General features: G+C 67.3%; 17 protein-coding genes. 3 read left to right on the top strand and 14 right to left on the bottom strand.

Translation table 11 applies throughout. The features are described from left to right. Window positions 1–42: 42 nt before the first annotated feature. Entirely contained in the window at window positions 43–1,002 is a 960-nt protein-coding gene (locus MILUP08_RS34515; RefSeq protein ID WP_167626044.1) for a phosphatase PAP2 family protein, read from the top strand. Further along, window positions 999–2,411 (top strand): cytochrome P450, encoded by a 1,413-nt coding sequence (locus MILUP08_RS34510; protein ID WP_083915835.1) that lies wholly within the window; start codon window positions 999–1,001, stop codon window positions 2,409–2,411. The genes MILUP08_RS34515 and MILUP08_RS34510 overlap by 4 nt, the downstream gene beginning before the upstream one ends. Before the next feature lie 24 nt (window positions 2,412–2,435). Here MILUP08_RS34510 and MILUP08_RS13970 read toward each other — a convergent pair whose 3' ends face one another. Together MILUP08_RS13970 and MILUP08_RS35895 are read right to left on the bottom strand one after the other, a co-directional pair. Then, window positions 2,436–4,688: a sulfite exporter TauE/SafE family protein gene (locus MILUP08_RS13970; RefSeq protein WP_007458630.1), complete on the bottom strand. Its 2,253-nt coding sequence runs from the start codon at window positions 4,686–4,688 to the stop codon at window positions 2,436–2,438. A 450-nt stretch (window positions 4,689–5,138) separates the two neighbouring features. Beyond that, window positions 5,139–5,294, bottom strand: a complete 156-nt coding sequence (locus MILUP08_RS35895; protein ID WP_167626043.1) for a hypothetical protein — start codon at window positions 5,292–5,294, stop codon at window positions 5,139–5,141. Between the two features lie 40 nt (window positions 5,295–5,334). Between MILUP08_RS35895 and MILUP08_RS13965 the strand changes: the two genes are divergently transcribed. Continuing rightward, the gene (locus MILUP08_RS13965) at window positions 5,335–6,243 is read left to right on the top strand and encodes an IS110 family RNA-guided transposase (RefSeq protein WP_237747067.1); all 909 of its coding nucleotides are present in this window, start codon (window positions 5,335–5,337) and stop codon (window positions 6,241–6,243) included. Between the two features lie 461 nt (window positions 6,244–6,704). Here the strand turns inward: MILUP08_RS13965 and MILUP08_RS13960 are convergent, their stop codons facing one another. From MILUP08_RS13960 to MILUP08_RS13905, 12 genes are all read right to left on the bottom strand, one after another. Further along, on the bottom strand, window positions 6,705–7,769 hold the full coding sequence (locus MILUP08_RS13960) for a M23 family metallopeptidase (RefSeq protein ID WP_007458626.1): 1,065 nt from the start codon (window positions 7,767–7,769) through the stop codon (window positions 6,705–6,707). A 446-nt stretch (window positions 7,770–8,215) separates the two neighbouring features. Continuing rightward, a complete protein-coding gene (locus tag MILUP08_RS33790) occupies window positions 8,216–9,196 on the bottom strand; it encodes a DUF2637 domain-containing protein (protein ID WP_007458618.1) in 981 nt (326 codons plus the stop codon). 381 nt (window positions 9,197–9,577) lie between these two features. Continuing rightward, complete coding sequence (locus MILUP08_RS13950) at window positions 9,578–10,381, bottom strand: hypothetical protein (RefSeq protein ID WP_144056917.1); 804 nt, start codon at window positions 10,379–10,381, stop codon at window positions 9,578–9,580. Window positions 10,382–10,410: 29 nt separating this feature from the next. Continuing rightward, the gene (locus tag MILUP08_RS13945; protein ID WP_007458615.1) at window positions 10,411–11,394 is read right to left on the bottom strand and encodes a DUF4192 domain-containing protein; all 984 of its coding nucleotides are present in this window, start codon (window positions 11,392–11,394) and stop codon (window positions 10,411–10,413) included. Window positions 11,395–11,693: 299 nt separating this feature from the next. Beyond that, window positions 11,694–12,197 (bottom strand): hypothetical protein, encoded by a 504-nt coding sequence (locus MILUP08_RS13940; protein WP_007458614.1) that lies wholly within the window; start codon window positions 12,195–12,197, stop codon window positions 11,694–11,696. Further along, entirely contained in the window at window positions 12,194–12,817 is a 624-nt protein-coding gene (locus MILUP08_RS13935) for a hypothetical protein (RefSeq protein WP_007458613.1), read from the bottom strand. Before MILUP08_RS13935 ends, MILUP08_RS13940 begins: the two co-directional genes overlap by 4 nt. After that, the gene (locus MILUP08_RS13930; RefSeq protein ID WP_144056916.1) at window positions 12,814–13,803 is read right to left on the bottom strand and encodes a DNA-processing protein DprA; all 990 of its coding nucleotides are present in this window, start codon (window positions 13,801–13,803) and stop codon (window positions 12,814–12,816) included. The genes MILUP08_RS13935 and MILUP08_RS13930 overlap by 4 nt, the downstream gene beginning before the upstream one ends. A gap of 242 nt (window positions 13,804–14,045) precedes the next feature. Next, window positions 14,046–14,207: a hypothetical protein gene (locus MILUP08_RS35890; RefSeq protein ID WP_167626042.1), complete on the bottom strand. Its 162-nt coding sequence runs from the start codon at window positions 14,205–14,207 to the stop codon at window positions 14,046–14,048. A gap of 185 nt (window positions 14,208–14,392) precedes the next feature. Beyond that, window positions 14,393–15,541 (bottom strand): GGDEF domain-containing protein, encoded by a 1,149-nt coding sequence (locus MILUP08_RS13920; RefSeq protein WP_039905963.1) that lies wholly within the window; start codon window positions 15,539–15,541, stop codon window positions 14,393–14,395. 228 nt (window positions 15,542–15,769) lie between these two features. After that, window positions 15,770–16,411, bottom strand: a complete 642-nt coding sequence (locus tag MILUP08_RS13915) for a hypothetical protein (protein ID WP_007458605.1) — start codon at window positions 16,409–16,411, stop codon at window positions 15,770–15,772. Between the two features lie 91 nt (window positions 16,412–16,502). Further along, a complete protein-coding gene (locus MILUP08_RS13910) occupies window positions 16,503–17,072 on the bottom strand; it encodes a hypothetical protein (protein ID WP_007458603.1) in 570 nt (189 codons plus the stop codon). Then, on the bottom strand, window positions 17,069–18,109 hold the full coding sequence (locus tag MILUP08_RS13905; RefSeq protein ID WP_007458600.1) for a hypothetical protein: 1,041 nt from the start codon (window positions 18,107–18,109) through the stop codon (window positions 17,069–17,071). The genes MILUP08_RS13910 and MILUP08_RS13905 overlap by 4 nt, the downstream gene beginning before the upstream one ends. Between the last annotated feature and the right edge of the window lie 69 nt (window positions 18,110–18,178).

The following is an 18,178-nucleotide window of genomic DNA, read 5'->3' as shown; positions in this document are numbered from 1 at the left end:
AAGAGGCCAGACTCCGTCACCTGAGTTACCTGTGGGGTGGTCGTGGAATCCGTTGAACAGAACTCGGTCGGAGCGCCGAGCTGGTGCCCCGTGCGGCCCGAGGACTGCTTGGCCTTTGTTTTCTTGATTGGGGTGATTACCCTCAGCGTCCTCTCGCGCGAAGTCCCGTCCCTGCTTGACTCCCTTCTCGGGCTGTGGCCGGTGGTTGTCGTCTTGGGATCGGCCTCCGTGCCGGTGTACTGGTATGGATGCCGACATGGCGGCGGGCGACCGCACGGACGGCGGCTGGTCCGCAAGACGGCGCGAGAGGTGGCTCCGGCCGTCTTCTGTCTGTCGTTCTACCTGATGCTGCATCATCTGACGCCCGATCTGGACCGGCCGCTGCTGGACCCGCGGCTCTCAAGCCTTGACCGGAGCATCTTCGGAGGCGACGCGGGGGTGTGGCTGCAGCGGAGGGTGGGCAGCGATATGACGACAGCAATTCTCACGGGTTGCTATCTCAGCGTGGCCATCGTGCCAGCCGCATATACGGCGCTTCTTTACCTACGCTCGCATTACCAGCATTTTCGTGAGGTCGTCCTTGCTGTTACAACATGCATGTTATCGAGTTATGCCGTCTATCTTGTCTCGCCCGCGGTCGGGCCACATGTGTATCGTGGCCCAGTAGGCGTAAATCTGGTTTCGAATGAATCTCGCGCACCGGCGCTGAGGATGATAGCCGTGATTCAGGGCGACGCCAGAGACGCTTTCCCGAGCGTCCATGCCGCAGTAGTTTTCGTGATTCTTTGGTACATGTTCAGGAACTATCGGAAGCTTTTCTGGAGTTTCCTTCCGGTGGGGATCGGAGTCGTGCTCGCCACCGTTTATCTAGAGGTTCATTACTTCATCGATGTCGTGGCCGGCGCGGCCGCCGCGGCCGCCGGCATCCTGAGCGCGACAGTCTACGCCCGCATTCAAGGGTTCGAACCTGCACGGCTCGCGCCAGAAAGGGCACGCCATTGATTCCAAGGCTACTGTCCAAGCGTCCTCTGCTGCCGATTCCAAACATACCAACGTGCGGTGACCGGCCTCTGACACAGCTTCTTGAGTTCATCCACGATGCCCCCGGTTACCTGCGGACGCTCGCCATCCGACATGGCCCGCTCGTACAGCTGAATGTCAGTCGAGGCCGTGTCGTATTCGTGTCCGGAGCTGCTCCGACCCTCCAGGTGCTCGCCGACGAGCGCCATTTCGGGAAGGGCTTCCACCAATCCATGGGACACGCATGGAAGGAGGAGGTGCCCCTCCGAAGCATTCTCGGCGACGGGCTGCTGACCAGTCGCGGATCGGACCATCGCCGGCAGCGTCGTCTGCTGCGGCCGGCGTTCGCGCGGGAACGCCTGCCCGCATATGCCGACATTGTCCATCACGAGGTCGATACGGTTACGAGCGGCTGGACGAATGGAGCGGCGGTAGACCTAGCGGACGTTTTCGCATCCATCACACTGCGGGTGATGGCCAGGTCACTGCTCGGCGTGCCACTGTCAGCTGCGGATACAGACCGGATCAAGGGCGTTTTGAAACGTTTGATGGAAGGGCTCGTTCTCGACGCGACGACAATGCTTCTGCTGAAGCGTGTCGGCCGGCTGCGAGTAGATCGGCGGCGCAGGGTCCTCGACGAGCTTGACGATGTCGTGGTGCAAGCCGTCGAACGTATTTCTCTCGATGAGCAGGACGCGGACACGGCGCTCCATCGACTGGTCCGGGCGAATGGGGGCCGAGCGACTGAGGGAAGCCTCGCCACGCCGGAGGTGCGGTCCCAGATCCGGACTTTGCTGGTGACCGGCTTCGAGACGGTAACCACGGCGCTGACATGGGTGTACCACCTACTTTCCCTGCATCCTGATATCGAGGGTCACCTGTATGAACGGGTTCGCGATGCTGGCGTGGTCCGCTTGGACGCTTCGTGCCCCGTCATGCAGCCGACAGACTTCGTGAATGCAGTGGTTGCCGAAGCGCTGCGGCTGTTTCCGCCCATCTGGTTACTCGTCCGTCAGGCGCAAGACGATGCCGTGCTTGCCGGAACCCGGATTCCCGGAGGTACGACGCTACTTGTGAGTCCGTACGTCGTGCAGCGTGACCCAGCCATCTGGACGGATCCGGATAGGTTCCTGCCGCAACGGTGGCTCAAGTTCGACGGCAGTGAAGACCAGCGTCTTTGGACTACCGCTCCGGGTAGCTACTATCCGTTCGGTGGAGGAGCACGAGTCTGCATCGGTGCTGACTTCGCGTTCTACGAGATCGGATTGATCGTCGAACGCATCTCGCGTTCGTGGAGGCTTGTGGCAGCTCGGTCGGCGACGCTCCCCACCAGGGCATCGGTGACGCTTCGTCCGCGGGGTGACCTCTCGTATGTGACTATCCGCCGATAGCGATCGGGCAGGATCATCTCGTCGTCAAGGCAGCCGGTCCGGCTGGGGAGTGCGGGCCAGCATGTACTGGAGGCTGATGTGCCTGAACTGGTACACGCTTCCAACACGCCTGAGAACGCCGCGGTCCTCCGCATCCGCGAGGAAGTCCATCAAGTTAAACGGCAGGCGCCGGCGAATGCCTGCCCAGGCGAGCATCAAGCGATACCAGACCGATGCGTTCCATGCGAATGCGCCCACCGTCCCGAAGAACAGACCGAAAAGGGCGCCGGTAGACACCGTCGAAGGACCTTCGAGGATCGGACCGGGCAGCAGCACGCCGACCACGACACCTACACTGCCGGCGAGAAGCGCCCCACCGACAAGGCCCGCAGCGGATCGGGCCGTGACGGCGAGCAGTCGGTTGTGGACCTCGTTGGCGGACCTGTTGATGTGGCCGCCAGCGAACCCGCCGGCGAGAATGCCAGTTAGTCCGCCTGCCACCCATGTTGGCGTCGTGGTGGCTGTGCTGATGGTGGACATGGCGCCGAGAGCCCCGATGACCATCCCCAAGCCGGTAATCCCGAGTCCAGCATAGCCATCGATGGCCAGCTGCCGACGAGGGCTCGACTCGCGAAGAGGGTACGGTCTGCCGACGAATGTGAATCCCACCCCGAGCAGCGCGCCCAGGCTGAGCACAGAAACAGCGAACCTGGTGCCGAAGAGGGGCAGCGTCGCGATGCCAACGGCACCACCGGCAGCGAGACCGAGAACCGCTCTGCGGAGCGTGGGCCACGGATCGGTGAAGATCCTCCAACTGAGATGCATCGGGGACGTGGGCAGGTCGGCGTGTGCGAACGCGGTTCCGATCGTGACCGCGGTCACGAGGGTCAGCATGGTGACGAACGCGACGGCCTTCGTCGCTCCGAATGCCAGCCCTCCGAGGAGCCCGAAGACCATACACAGCAAGACACCGGCGGCGAACCGAACCCGCCGCGGCAGATCTCCGGCGAGGTGGAACCACGCGAGGTCGCGGCCGCCACGCCGTTCGATGTGCCGCGCGAGGTAACGCAGCCAACGGTCGGCTTCTTCGAACGAGTACCGTGACCGCGGCGGCCGCCGGTCATCGTCGGCCATCGGGTACACCGAACGAAGATGCTGGCTCAGGAGATAGTTCGCGATGGCCGACGCCGTCGCGAATCGCCGCTTGTCGAGCAGGTCACGGGGATTTGTCGCCGGATCCTGGTAGTGCACGAAGGCGAGCCAGATCATCAGTGGCTTCGACAGTGCTTCGGAAAGCTCACTGGAGCTTTTTCGGAGATCATCGAAGACGGGTAACCAGCGATGGTCGACGGTGCGGAGTCTGTCGTTAATGTAACGGATCGCATCGCCCGGTTGAACCGCTCGAAGTTCGATGACGTAGGCGGCTGGTAGGACAGTCGCTTCGCGTTCCGCCGTACGCGCGAAAGACTCCGTACGGCTGGTGAGCACGAACGGCTGACCGTTCGCGGTGGCTCGCTTTAGCTCACGGATCGCCGCTGACTGCAACTGTTCAGGCATCTCGTCCAGTCCGTCCAGGAACGGAGTGATGAGCCCATGTGTGATGAGCTTCCGCGCGACGTCCTTGCCGTACTTGCCCTTGTTCTTCAGGCCGGGATAGTCACGAACGAGGCGATCGCTCAGCCACGACCGGAAGTCAACCACCGTTGGATCCCATTCAGCGAGCGAGGTCAAGTAGGGAACGGTGCAGGCCTCCTCGAACCGTCTGCAGAGGCCTTCAAAAAGGACGATCGCCGTCGCGGTCTTGCCAGATCCGGGCGGCCCGAGCACGATGAGCTGCCGCGCCGGGATTCGAAGAAAGAGATCATCGATAGAGAGGATCGTGCCGACGGTGGGGATCTTCGTGGCGCGTTTGTTTTTTCCGTTGACGGTCCTGCGCGGGTTCCAACCGAAATTCTCCAGTCTCGGCCCGAATCGGTCCGTCGCGGTCCAGGAGATGACGATCGGGCCCGGCACCTCGAGCGGACGGGCGCGGTGGTCGTCGATGGCACGTTCCCATGTATCGGTCAGCAATTCCCGCGACAAGACTCGCAGATATTCATCCGTCGTGCCCTGGTCCGTGGACTGCGAGCCGGTGAGCGCGATCGTGACGACGAGCAGGAGGATCGCCGGGATGGCGGTCCACGTGTAACCCTTCCAGGCTTCCGGCAGAACGCTGGTTGCGATATTGACCGCAGCTGCCAAGAGGGTGGCAAGCAGCAGTGAATAGGTTGCAGTCGTCGCAACCTTCCGCCGGCTCATGCGTCGCCTCCTCTTGCGGTTGCGGTCGCCTGTTCCACGGATGTTGCGACACGGAGAGGATCGGTTGATTGCGACTGACCGTGGATCTCACCGGGTTTCGCTGTGGTGGTCGTGCCCGGCCGACGTGGTCGGGATCGGCGCTTTCGCATGCGTGATCCACAGTAGCGACATCCGTACCGGATTGGAACAGCGCCCGGTTCCATAGCGACTTGCGGGGGCGCCGCACGCTTCGGGCATGAGGCACGGCGGACCGTCCACCCTGGAGCCAACCCACGCTCAGCCGGTTCATCGCCGCGCATTGGGCTCTCCGTCGTCATGATTCCGGCGAAGTCAGGTGCGCGCATATCGGCTACTTGTTTCATTGACCTGCGACCGTGGCCCGGCCAGGCTTCGGTCGAGGCGCCCGGGCTGTCGCTCTCATTTCGGCTGCCCGCGCTGGTCGTGTGGCTCTCATTTGGCCTGCGCGGCCCGGGCGTCGCCCCAGAGCGGGGAGAGGCTCAACAGGGGTTTGCTCGGCTCGAAGTAGCGTTGCCCTCCCGGCTCGACAACCCAGGTGGATCGAGCATCGGAGGACGCGTTGAGCGGCACGTCAGATCGTGTGGTCATCGGGATGGACCCGCACAAGCGCTCTGCCACGATCGAGGTCATGGCCGGCGACGAGACCATCGTCGGCGGCGGCCGGTTCGACACCGACCGCGACGGCTACACCGTGATGAGGAAGTACGCCAAGCAGTGGCCGGACCGGGTCTGGGCGATCGAGGGCTGCCAGGGCATCGGCCGGCACATCGCCACCCGGCTACTCGCCGACGGCGAACAGGTCGTCGACGTCCCGCCGAAGCTGTCCGCCAGGGCGCGGGTGTTCGCCACCGGGCAGGGCCGCAAGACAAACGCCACCGACGCCCACTCCATCGCGCTGGTCGGCACCCGCATGGCCGGACTGCGCCCGGTCGTCAACGACGAACAGCTCGCCCTGCTGCGGATCCTGGTCGACCGGCGCCGCTCCCTCGGTGAGGACCACACCCGGATGGTGTCCCAGCTACACCAACTGCTGCTGGAACTCATTCCGGGTGGCGCGAAGAAGAGCCTGTCCGCCGCCCAGGCGAAGGCACTGCTGGCCACGGTCCGACCCCGCGACACGGTCGGCAAAGCCCGGCGCCGGGTCGCCGCGGAGCTGATCGGTGACCTCGAACGCGTCTACCGGCGCTCCAAGGAAGCCGACAAGGAGCTGAAAGAACTGATCGCGTCCACCGGCACCACGCTGATGGACCTGCACGGCATCGGACCCTCCGGCGTCGCCCGACTCCTGGTCGAGGCCGGCGACATCACCCGATTCCCCAACCGGGCCCACTTCGCCTCCTGGAACGGCACCGCCCCCATCGACGCATCCTCCGGCGGACAGGTCCGCCACCGGCTCTCCCGCGCAGGCGACCGGCAGATCAACCGGGTGCTGCACATCATGGCCACCGTCCAGCTCCGCAACCCCACCGAAGGCCGCGCCTACTTCGACCGCAAAAAGCTACCGGAAAAACATCGATGGAAGCGATGCGCGCGCTGAAACGACGCCTGTCCGACATCGTCTACCGACAGATGACCGACCACGCCACGACGGCCACGGCGACGGGCCCGGGAGGACAACGCGAGACGACTACTGACTCCAGTTTGACCAGCTCACATCCCCATGCCAGCTCTTCGGAGAAGTCACTTCCCGGACCCGCCACACCCCAGCCTAGAACAACCCTCGCCGCGGCCTCTTGACACAGAGGGGAGCCAGATCCGCGCAGGCGCACGCAACAGTGCAGTTCACGCCTCCCGTCGATACGTAACGTCACTATCAGCGGTCGACACGTCAACCCGGCACCCATACGGCCGCCACACCGGACGACCATGCGGATCGTCGAGAAACGGCCAGCTTCGTCCGGGGGCGAAAGGGTTCCTCGTGGAGTTGGGCGAGACGTCAACCCGGTTGGCACGTCCATGAGAGGACCGACCAATGATGGGGGTCGACATAGTGCCCAGCTACCCCAACGGTGCGCCTAGGTTGATCATGAACAGGACCGGATCTATGGCCGCTTCCGCACTGGCATCACCGTTGGCGTGGACCTCGAAGTGGAGGTGCGGCCCGGACGAATGGCCGGTCGAGCCGACAACACCGATAGGCTCGCCGACCACGACGCGGTCGCCGACCTCGACCCGCGGCGGTTCATCCATATGGCAGTACCGGGTGATGATCCCGCCGTCGTGATCAATGTCTACGTACCAGCCACAGCCGCTGGTGAGCTTCGGGTCTCCGTCGCGGTCGCAGCCCCAGTTGCTGCCGTCGCGGTTGTCGATGGCGTTGCAGCGTACCCGGCTGACGATGCCGGTGGATGCGGCTCGGATCACGGTGCCGCGTGGTGCGCTGAGGTCCACGCCGTCGTGACCGGGCCGGCCTGCGGTGCGGAAGCCCGAGCCGACAGGCGCGAGAACTGGCTGGGTCCAGGACCCGCTGGCGCCGCCGCAGCTGGCCAGCCGCCCAGTTGGCAGTGAACTCTCGCCGCTGGTGATCATGCCAACGAGTTGAGTGGCTTGCGGCTCCCACTTGGCGTATGCGTCGGGATAGGCGCTGACTTGGACACGTTGGGCTGCCTCGGTGAGCGGCATGCTCTGCCAGCCGGGGATCGTCAGCAACTTGGCGTAGAACCTACCGGCGGCGTAGGTCGGGTCGAGGAGTTGCGCGACGGTTCCCCATCCCTGGCTGGGCCGTTGCTGGAACAGTCCGACGGAATCCCGGTCGCCGCCGGAAAGGTTCCGTAGCGTGGATTCCTGCATCGCGGTGGCGACGGCGATCACCCACCCCCGAGTGGGCACGCCCTTGCTGGCTCCGACGGTGGCGATGGCGGCAGCGTTGGCTACCTGATTGCGATCCCACCGGCCGACAGCTGGCCATCCTCTGGTCTGCGCTGGGGCGAGCGATGGGTCGGCTGTCCCACCAGGGCCGCAGCCGGCAGCGGAGCCACCCACCAGGAGGCCGGCGCCAGCGAGGCAGACGAAGACGACTGTGACGACGGCGGCGAGCAGGGTGGCGAGCGTTCGGCGACTCACCGCCGGCTCCAGGACTCAGGTCGACTGGTGGTGCCGAAACCTGTCTTGATGGTCATGTTCCTCCATTGGTGAGCAGTCGCAGCGGCGCCGAGGAGCTGATCCCGGCGCCGTCCGGCGAGTCGAAGGGGTCTGGCGCTGCGACGGGCAGGTCTACAAACGCAAAAAGGGCCGCATATGCGGCACCAGGAGGTGCAAATCGGGTTCGAGCGGGAGGACAGGCGGACGCGGGTCCCGGGCAGGCTGAGCAGGATTGGTTCGGCGGATCAGGCTCCGGCGGGAGTCCCTGGGCGCGCGGACCAGGCGGGCGGCTCTTCGACCTCGAAAAATGGGTCCGCCCAGGTGTCGTCCGGGCCGGCCCCCTCTGCCCCTCTATGCAAGTAGGTATGACCCACTCACCGGGACAGAGGGGTACCGAGAGGGCCAGGCGGAGCCGGCCTTATAGGCACTCACGGCCCGAGAATCGAGGGTCCCGCCGGCACTTCGGGCGGGTTGTCGTGGCTCCCGTTGCGGGAGGCCAGTTCGGCCAGCCGACGGGCGGTCGGGACGGGGTGGTCGAGCATGCCGACCTGGCCGGCGCGCCGGATCGCCTGGACTGAGCGCACATCGAAGTTGTACCGCTGCCCGAGGGCACGAAGGTCGGTCTCGCCGTCCTTCATGTCCGCCCAGACGGACTGCCAGCGACGGTAGCGGTCGGCATTCACGGGGATGCGGCGGATCAGGTCGACCGGCCACGGCTGCTCGAGGACCTCACCGGGTTCGTGGTCATTGCCGTCGGGCCGCGACATGTCAGGGTCATCCCGCGACACGTCGGGGTCGTGTCGCGAAACGTCGTCCAGCCTGTTGTCGTCGTGGTCCGGTGCTCGTCCGGCGATCTCCGGCTCGGAGTGGTGTCGCTTGTCGCTCGCCTGCGGCTCAGTCGTGTCCTCACGTCGCAACGAGTCGTCGGCGGGGTGTTCGAGCATCCGTGACAGCATTTTGATCGCGGCGATGAGCGCGACCGCGGGCCAGCCGGCGATGATCCGGGCGATGGCGTCGTCCTCAGCGATGAGGATGTTCGCGCCGAGGCTGACGACACCGCCGGCGGCGAGGGCGATCCACGGGAACGCGCCCGAGGGGCGGCCGGCCCTCCGGTCGGCGAGGATCGCCAAGGTGGCGACGACCTCGATGCCGTCGACCGTCAGCGGGAAGGCGTGTGCCTTCCAGCCGTGCTCACCGCGTGATTCGGCGAGTTCGCGGAGGTGGTCGTAGCTGACCGCGCCGGCGACACCGGCCAGTCCAAGGGTGGTGAGGGTCGCTGCAGTGGTGATGACGATGTCGGTCAGGGATCGTCCCGGTCCGACCGGGCGGGCGGTTCGCCGAAGTACGACGTCAATTGCTGTGACGGCGACGGCCACGGCGATGCCCACGAGGACGAGTTGGATGTCCATCAGCGACCCGCCTGTCGTAGCGGCGGTGGGACCCTGGTCTCACCGGCAGGTCGGACGACGCAGCATGAACTGTCATGTGTCGCGACACACCCTTGCCAGGGCATCGTCCCGCCCCCGGTGCCGACTGCGGTGCCGCTGCCCTCCGGGCGGGCCGGGGCTGGACCGGCGACCTGTCGATGCGGGGTCGCGGCGGTAAGCAGGCTGACCGCGATGGCGAGGAGTTGGCCGAGCGTTCGGGTGATCGATCGCATCTGGGTTCCGCCTTCCAATAAGGCGGTGCCGGCGCCTCTTGGGCGCCGGCACCGCACATAGGTGTGATCCGGCGCCCGTGGGCGCACCCGTTGGTGCGTCACGCGGGTGCAGGCGTGGAGAACGCAGTCGTTAGTCGGTGCGGAAGTCGTACTCGCGGTCGTCGAGGGGCACCACGTCGACCACGCGGATCTCGTCGGTGTGAGCGCGTGCGACCTCGAGGTGGTCCAGGTCGTTCGCTATGGCGTCGACGGCGACGGGGATGGCCGATCGCGGGTCGAGGGCCTTGACTTCGACGACGAGTGGCACCACGAAGACGATCCGATAGTGGAAACCACACTCGCCGCTGACCTTGCCGGGCGGTGGCGTCCCATCGAGTGCGCGCAGCCGCAGTTGCCACTGTTTGGTCGGGTGGACGGATGCGTCCCGTAGGCAGCGAAGTTCGATGCGTAGTAGGCGTTCTACGGCGGCTGCAGCCTCGTCGCTGTTGTCGGCCTCGGTCTCGATGGCGAGCGGGGTGTAGACAGTGACCTGGAAGTGAGTCCGCAGTGGCGGGGGCATGGTCAGGTAACGCAGGGCCTCGTTGGCGTCCGGAACGGTCAGTGCTCCGGTGTTGACCGCGAAGATGATCCAGCGCCGAACCAGGTCGGCGAACTGCCGGTAGCGTTCCTCGATGGCCGTGCTGCTGTCACGGAAGTCGTAATCGGCCTGGGTGAGTGCGCCGCGCAGCGCGGCGATCAGATCGGTGTCGGCTTGCCGGACGAGGGCCACCTGTTGGGCGACGAGGTAGGCGACGGCGCGGACTGCGCCCACGTCCGGGGCGACGCTGCGGGAGTGCTGGAGACCGGCATACAGCAGGCCGAGGATCTCCTCGGTACGCCACCGGGTCTGCTGCACGGCGAGGGCGGTTGCCAAGTCAGTGGGTGGGTTGGCCACGGTGCTGCTCCCCTCCTGACCGGGGCGGATCATGGGTGGTCGGTCTCTTGGGCAGCCCAGCTCTGCCAGTCCTCGAGGACCGACGGGGGGATGCCCGCGCGGAGGCCGTCGAGGACGAGCAGTGCCATCCCGTAGTTCGGGTCGGCTTCTAGCGCGCGATGCGCCGCGATGTCTGCCAACGCGCCATTCCCCTGAAGCCAGGCGGTGAACGCCAGCAGGCTGGCCGGCGCCGCGACCAGGTCCGGGTCGGCACGCCGGGTGAGGTCACGCCAGAGGTCGAGGTGCCGCTCATCGCCGCTGGCGGTCAGCCAGGCATGGTCGCGAACGGCGATCGTGGTGAGCAGTGTGGTGAGCCAGGCGACCTCGTCATCAGTGCACCGCTGGCCGCCCCGGTACCGGTTGGTCGCCGCGTCCAACGCGGCCCGTCCTTCGGCCTCGATGGCGCTGAGACTGGCTGGTAGGTCCGCCAGCCGTCGGCGGGCGCGGGCGGTCGCTTCGTCCATCGCGGCACGGAGGGCACCGTCGGCGGGTGCGATGGAGGCCGCGAGGCTTGCGCGGTCCGGGAACGGGCTGGATCCGGAAACCACGGCCCGCACCGACACTGGGCTGGTGACCGCGTCGTAGGGGGTGCCCTCGGGTGAGCAGCACGTCGGGTTGTCACACAGGTAGGACCAGTACCGGCCATCGGTGACGCGGAGCGCGTCGTACACCTGCAGGCCGGCGACGGTGAGTACCGCACGGGCAGCGTCGACCGCCGGCGTCGCGAGGTCTTCTGGTCCGTAGGCGGCGATCACCACATGGGTCGCGTCGGCCTGGGCGAGGGCCGGCAAAGCCTGCGCGATGCTGTCCACTCCTGCGGGCAGATCTCCCCGGGTGACAAGGGCGACCTTCGTCCCGGCGATCGCGATCAGGACGATGCTGTTCGTCGGATGGAATCCGACCAGATGCGGCACGGCAGCGAGCATTTCCGCGGCCGACCGCACCGGCAGAATGGGGTTGTCGGGGCTGGTCATCGTGTTTCCTTCCGATTCGGATCCACCGCACGAAAGCGGCGTGGATCGGTGTGGGATTGCGGGGTCTGGTCGAGTTCGGTCAGGCGTCGCGGGCGAGTAGGAGTCCTCCGGGGAGCACGCCCGAGCGCGCGGGCGATCTACCGGGCGTGAGCTCAGCGCAGCTATGGCCCGGACGCAGCGCCTGGTCGTGCGATTGCGCAACGGGGCGGCATTCGGTTAGGCCGGTGGAGGGGGTGCGAGGTACCTGGTAGGTCGTGGGCGTTCGGCTCGCGGCACCTGCAACAGCGCGTTTCAGACCGTCAGCGCGGCCGTGCTTCCGCGCTCTCCACGCGGAGAGCTTCAACGGCGGCGGCTACTGCAGCCTCGATCGTGTCGAACGATGCTGCGCGCGCCCCGCCGTCGGTGTAGAGCGGGAAGTCGATCCCGGTGGTGCGGTTGTGGACGCGTACGTACCAGCCGGATTTGCCGTCGGGTGGCGACAGGTAGCTGGTCGCGTTGACATCAGCCGGCGCATCGATGGCAACGTGGCACCGGGCACCGTCGTTCTGGTGACGTCGGGCGGCCCACCCTTCGGGGACCAGCCGTTGCGCCTCTGGCAGGTGCTCGTCAACGAGCTCGACGGACCTGGCAATGGCCCGATCTTCCTCCGCCGCGCGCCGACGCTGCTCGCGATCGGCGAAGCTGACCCACCTGCCGGTCCCGGCGTCGATGACGAGGTACGTCTCGCAGGCTTCGCACCACCGCAGGCCGTGACGCCGCAGTCTGCTGAGGGTCTGGCACCGCGAGCAGACGATGTCAGTCATGAACCTGACCCCGCGTTGGCTCTTCCTCCGCGGGCGTCCGACTGCTCGTGGCCATTGATGTGGACTGGTAGGGGTGGGGACTCGGTGAGGCGTCCCTGCCCTGCGGCGATCTGCTCTATGACCGCGACGATCAGGGCGGCGACCTCGGTCGGGCTGGTGTGGTCCGGCACCGCGATGGTCCAGTAATCGTCGTCCGGTCCAATCTGGAACTCGCTCGTGTCGGCGACCGGAGCCTGGCGAGCGGGTTCTGTGAACCAGCCGGGACCGGCGATGACCGCCCAGCGAGCATCCCCGTTCTGATCGGTGTGTTGGCTTCCGGCGTAGATGGTGGCGGTATTCCCACCCGAGTGGCCGATGTGTGCGTCATGACCGTGTCTGGCGACTTCGACGACCACGGCCTGCATGTCGAAGCGGGTGGGCTGCCGCCCGTCGTTGAAGGCGTCGCGTAGTTCGGCGAGCAGGTCGTTGTCGATCTGATCGGGCAGCGCGACCCTCTGGCTACGGTGGGCGACCGCCCACAGTTCGTGGTCGGTGGGCAGCGAGGTGCCGTTCCTGGCGTCGGTCTCGCCCGCCGCTCTCAGGAACTCGAGCAGGTCCAGCCAGTTCGGGAAGTCGTTCATGTCGTCGTTCCCTCGGGTGGGCGTCGCTCAGTCAGGTGCCCGATGACGTCGGCGACGTCCCGGACCAGACGCACCCGCGGCGTCTCGCGCAGCGCCTGGTGACAGCCGGCGGATAGGGCGGAGGTCACGGGACCGGGCACCCCCATCAGAGGTCGGCCGAGGGCATCGGCCTGCGCCAAGACGGTCCGGGCGCCGCTGCGGAGGGCTGCCTCTACGAGCACGCATCCGCCAGTCATCGCCGCCAGGAAGGCCCCGTTGACGGAGATGCGGCTCCGGCACGGGGCACTGCCGGGCGGCCACGCGCTGATGAGAGAGACCCGCTCGAACAGCGCTGAGTTGCCCTGTGGGTGGGGACGGTCGAGTCCAGCGGGATTTACCGCGACGGGCAGGTGCCCCGCTGTCAACGCGCCGCGTAGCGCTGCGGCGTCGACGCCGTACCCACCGGTGTTGAAGATGGTCCAACCGCTCTCGGCGAGTCCGTGGCCGAGTTCGGCGGCGACATGCTGCCCGTAGCTGGTGGCCGCGCGGGCTCCGATGACCGCAACAGACCGGCGCAGCGTGTCACCGAGCGGCTGTGCGCCACGAACCCACAGGCACGGCGGTGGGGCGGGCAGCCCGGCATCGCCGTCGCTGGGCTGGTTCAGGTCCTCGAACGCCGTGGGCCACTCTGCGTCCTGCGGGATCACGATCCGCGCACCGATCCGTTCGGTGTCGGCAATGATCCTGGTGGCGACCTGCCGCAGACTGGCTGCGCCCAACTTTTCGGTAGCTGCGGACCGCGCCTCGGCCTGCGGCAGGTGGCCGGCGATCAACCGGTGGAGGACCGCTTCCGGCCCCTCCTCGTGGATCATGGTGTGGACGAGTCGATCGCCGACAATGGTCAGCCGGGCCAGGACGGCGCGGGCGACTCTTGGGTCGTCGATGGTGCTCATGTCAGCTTCGGTCTCCTTCCGGGTAACGGGATCGTGGAAGCAGCCGCCGGCCACGCATCCCTTGCGGAGGTTGTTGGGCCTGGGCGCGGCGCTACGCCGCGCCCAGGCGTAGTCGTCTCGGGATCGCCGGGGTACGGCCCGGCGGAGGTCAAGGTCGAGGGAAGCAGCGTCGTCAGCGACGACAGGTGGAATCAGCGCGGGCTCGCCCTGCGCGAATGGCTGTCACTCGGCGGCGTTCGGTCGCGCGGGTGTGGCTGCGAGGGCCCTGCACCGCGATCGGTGCGAGGCGGTCGGCGTCAGTGGCCCCCGAGTGATCCGAGACCGGTCGCGGAGATGACGACCAGGGCGACGACGTGCAGGCTGACCAGGGCAAGGACGTGGACGGCGGGGTGGAGTCCACGGCGCAGACAACGGCGCAGGAGGCCGATCTTGGTCTCGGGGGCGACGTGCTTGGGCATCAGCAGGTTCCTCTCGGCTGGCCGCGCTTGCGGACGGGCGCGACTGGGAAGGTCGGATTTACGGACACCGGCGTCTAAAGCGGGACGGTCCGTAGTTCGGTTCGTTGACGGGCAGACGGCGATCCAGCTCCGCAGCCGGTTCCCTGCGCACTGGCAGACGGGCGTGCCGGGCACGTCTGGTTCGTTCACGACCGCTCGTTCACGCTGTCGATGAGCGCTGAGATACGCCGTGCCAAGCCCGCGTACTTGGCCATCTCCGTCTCGGCGAAAGCGGCCGTGCGGTCGAGTCCTTCCGCCGTGGGTGTGACGTCGATCGTCTCGGCCGGAGCAGTGGATGCCGCGGGATCGCTCGGTTCGGTCTGGAGCACGGCCGCCCACCGGTCGTAGGCAAGCCAGAGGGCGTTCGCGATGGCGGCCGCCTCGTCCAGCGAGCAGACCAGCCTCGTCGTCGGGGCAGTGCCATCGGTCGCCCGGGCCGCCGTGTCGCGGTCGGGCGTGATATCCCGGCGCCGCACCTGAGGTCGGGTGCCGTCGAGCTCCGGCACGCCATCACGGTCGGCGTCGTAGACGAGCGTCTGGTTGCCCACCCGCTTGGCGGTGAACATGGCGGCGTCGGCCTGGGCCAGGGCCTTGCGGGCGATACCGCCGCTGCTGACGGCGATCCCGACGCTGATCCGGAGTGGCATCCGCCGTCCCGCTACGGTCGCGGGCCCGACGAAGGCAATGCGGATGGCGTCGCGCAGGGCCGTGGCGGCCGCGCGGGGCACGAGGACCATGAACTCGTCGCCTCCCGTGCGAGCAACCTGCGCCCCGGCGCTGACGGAGGCGGCGGCGTGGGTCAGGCGGGCGGCGATGGCCTTCAGGTACTGATCGCCTGCGGCGTGTCCGCCGTCGGCGTTGATCGTGTTGAGGCCGTCGGCATCGGCGAAGGCGATGGTCAGCGGTGCCGCCACCGCGGTGGCGGCGGCCATGGTCCGGTCAGCGAGCGCCCGGTTGGGAAGTCCAGTGAGCGGGTCGCACTGGGCGGCTGTGAGTTCTCGCCGTAGCAGCTCCTCAGAAGCGGCACCGGCGGCAACTCGACGTTCCAGTTCCTCCTCGCGGGCATGGGCCGCAGCGAGTCTCCGGCGTTGCCGGATGAGCTGGGTCGTCGCGGTGATCCCAACCGGGATCCAGCTCTGCATCGTGATGACGGCAACGAGTACCGCCGCCGGGAGATGGCCGTACGACGCCAGGAGGGCAACCGGTGCGGTCGCGAGGACGGCGACGACTGCGATGGTCGCGGTCGAGCGAAGCAGATCACCTCTGTCGGTGGGTCGCGCATCGGGTTTGGACATGATTGGGCTCCTTCACGGAGGAGCTCCGGGGGCGGGCCGCTGTCGCAGGTGAGGCCCGCCCTCGGGCCTTCGGGGTGGGTACCGGCCCTTGATGGGCCTATCGCCTGACGGGAGCCAGCTCGGAGGAGCTGCCACTCACGGTGTCGCACGCGCCGTGCCCGGGCCTGTGTCCGCTGCCGTAGCAGCAACTGCATCGGGCGGGCCGAAACCGGGTGCCGGCCGTGGCAATCAGTCGAGGTCGTCGAGGTCGATGTCCTCGTCGCTGACCTGGGCACCTTCGCGGCGCAGGTCGTACTCGTCGAAGTCCAGGTCTCCGCCATGCAGCATGGAGCGCAGCTCGTCCGCGGCGCGGTCGTAGGCGTTCTCCTCGTCGGTCGCGCGCACCCGGACGGTGACCGGAACGAGTAGCTCGACGCTGTACTCAACGGGGAGAGTGGTGATCCCCAGCCGCTCCAGGGCGTAGTTCGTGCCCGACAGGCAGATCTCACGGTTGTTGACGGCGCGGGCCGCCCTACGGCGTACGTCATTGCTGAACTCGTCGTGGGCGAGTTGCCTCGCGTTGGCCTCGACCACGGCGGCCTCGGCAGTCGCGTTGGCGGCGGCAACGGCCACAGTGAGTAGGTGGTGGGCCATCTCGTCCGTGGGGGTGGCGGGCATCGGCCCGTAGCCGGCGGCGAGGAGAATCGCAACCCTGTTCAGCCACGGCGGTGCGTCTTCGGATCCATGTGTGGCCTGCCAGGCGGCAGCGAGCATCTCTTCGGTGACCGCGGCGTGGAGCATCGGGTCGGTGGCGGCTGGCCCGATCTCGGGTTCCCTACCTTCCGGGGTTGCGCGGTTCTGGTCGTCGAGCAGCTGGACGGTTTCCGTCATGATCGTGTTACCTCCTCTGGCTGAGACGAAGAACGCCGCCCCTGTTGGGACGGCGGCGGATCGTTTGGTTGGTCGGGTTCGGCGATCACGGTCACTCGGTGGTGATGGAGACGACCTCCACCTCGTCAGCGCAGAAGAGTGGCCGGCGTGGCAGCCGGGGCGACTCCTCGCTGAGTTCGCTGACAGCCAGGCGGACTGCCTCGACGCCGTCGACCGCAGAGACGCAGATGGTGATCGGCACGCGAAGGGTGACCATGTGGTTCGAAGGGACCGGCGGCAATCCCCAGTCGGCCAGCGCCTCGCTGAGGCTCCCCTCGAAGTCTGGGTTCTCGCCGAGAGTGCCGAGCCCTGCTGTCCGGACGCCTAGTTGCAGCCGACGTAGGCCGGCGCGGTGCTCGGCTGCCTCGTGGCGTGCGCGGTCGGTCCGCGCTCGGGCCTCAAGCAGATCCTCGATCAAGCGGACGTGACACACGAGGCGGTCATCGCCGTTGCTGTGGTGGTGCTCGCAGGCGACGCTGGGTCCTTCACTGGCGTTGCTGCTGGCGGCGGCGAGGAATGCGGTCAGTAGGTCATCGGGCATCGGCTCGCCGGTCACCTCCCGCCATGCCTGGACGGCTGTGCAGCCGAGCCGGCCGTTGTCCTCGGAGAACTCTTCGGTCATGAGTGCATTCCCTTCGTCGACGCCCGCGCTGCCGCACGGGCGGGAGTGGAGATGGAGGTCGGTGTCTCAGGCCAAGACAGGAGCGGACGACGGAATACGGCAACAGCCTGGCCACCAGTCGCATCGGTGGTAGCGACGGCATAGACGTCGTTGTCGAACAGGTCCCGCTCCAGGGCTTCGAGGTCGATGTAGCGCCGGGGCATTCCGAGGCGCGCCAGCGCCGTGGCCCAGCCGCGATCGACCAGGTGCCTCTCGGCGTAGGCCGAGCGGTGCGGGAAGAGACCGAGGAAGCCGGCGGTGAAGATCGCGGGCAGGTCCTCAGCGGGCACGTCCGCGTCGACGCCGCCACTGGTCGCGAGCCAGTCGCCGACCGCAGCCAACGGCAACTGATGGGTCGAGGCAATCCGGCGCATCGCGCACAGCACCGGCAGTGGCAGTCGGTGCGAGTCGCGGCCGTACCGGCCAAAGCCGTGCGCGTCGAGGACCACCACCTCCGCTGCGGCATCGACCGGAAGCACCTTCGCGATGCTGGCCCTGGCTGCGGTGAGGTCGCCGTCGAGGAGGACGGCTGCGGACGAGGTCAGGTCATCGGCAGGCGCGATACGTACGGCCCCCTCCTCGCTCATCACCGAATGGACGATGGCCTCCTCGCCCTCCGCCCTGGCATCGGCGAGCGCGACCAGCACCCATCGGGCAAGGTTGGACATCGCCGACACCGCCATCCGCTGGTGCCGGGCCGGCGTTCCGTCGAGTACGAGATCAGGGGTGACGACGGTGGCCCGGACCGTGCACCAGGCCACCGGAAGATCGCCGGAGTAGACCAGGTACGCGGGGGTTTCCCCGTCGATTACCCCAGCGGTCCGAGCCTCTATCGAGGCAGCCAGCACCGCAGCTTGGGCCGGTGGCAGTGTGTCGACCTTCAGTGGTGGTGAGGTGCGGTACCGGTCCGCCAGGGCGACCCCGACCAAACTTCCGGCGTTGACGCTACGCAGTCGTTGGAATGCTCGGACCGCGTCCGCAACGGTGCTTCGCCTCATGCTCCCCCCGTCCGACGGGGGCGCCGAGGTGGCTGTCGGCAGCCAGACTGACGCCAGGTCGTGGTGAGA

It is taken from the genome of Micromonospora lupini str. Lupac 08 (assembly GCF_000297395.2).
GTDB classification, from domain to species: Bacteria; Actinomycetota; Actinomycetes; order Mycobacteriales; family Micromonosporaceae; genus Micromonospora; species Micromonospora lupini.
Note: the sequence above shows the minus strand (reverse complement) of the source record. Positions and strands in the feature narration are given on the sequence as shown.

Coding starts and splice junctions, on each gene's coding strand:
- MILUP08_RS13970 (WP_007458630.1), bottom strand. CDS start 4,688: ATGAGCCGGCGGAAGGTTGCGACGACTGCAACCTATTCACTGCTGCTT.
- MILUP08_RS35895 (WP_167626043.1), bottom strand. CDS start 5,294: ATGACCACACGATCTGACGTGCCGCTCAACGCGTCCTCCGATGCTCGA.
- MILUP08_RS13965 (WP_237747067.1), top strand. CDS start 5,335: ATGGCCGGCGACGAGACCATCGTCGGCGGCGGCCGGTTCGACACCGAC.
- MILUP08_RS33790 (WP_007458618.1), bottom strand. CDS start 9,196: ATGGACATCCAACTCGTCCTCGTGGGCATCGCCGTGGCCGTCGCCGTC.
- MILUP08_RS13945 (WP_007458615.1), bottom strand. CDS start 11,394: ATGACCAGCCCCGACAACCCCATTCTGCCGGTGCGGTCGGCCGCGGAA.
- MILUP08_RS13940 (WP_007458614.1), bottom strand. CDS start 12,197: ATGACTGACATCGTCTGCTCGCGGTGCCAGACCCTCAGCAGACTGCGG.
- MILUP08_RS13935 (WP_007458613.1), bottom strand. CDS start 12,817: ATGAACGACTTCCCGAACTGGCTGGACCTGCTCGAGTTCCTGAGAGCG.
- MILUP08_RS35890 (WP_167626042.1), bottom strand. CDS start 14,207: ATGCCCAAGCACGTCGCCCCCGAGACCAAGATCGGCCTCCTGCGCCGT.
- MILUP08_RS13920 (WP_039905963.1), bottom strand. CDS start 15,541: ATGTCCAAACCCGATGCGCGACCCACCGACAGAGGTGATCTGCTTCGC.
- MILUP08_RS13915 (WP_007458605.1), bottom strand. CDS start 16,411: ATGACGGAAACCGTCCAGCTGCTCGACGACCAGAACCGCGCAACCCCG.
- MILUP08_RS13910 (WP_007458603.1), bottom strand. CDS start 17,072: ATGACCGAAGAGTTCTCCGAGGACAACGGCCGGCTCGGCTGCACAGCC.
- MILUP08_RS13905 (WP_007458600.1), bottom strand. CDS start 18,109: ATGAGGCGAAGCACCGTTGCGGACGCGGTCCGAGCATTCCAACGACTG.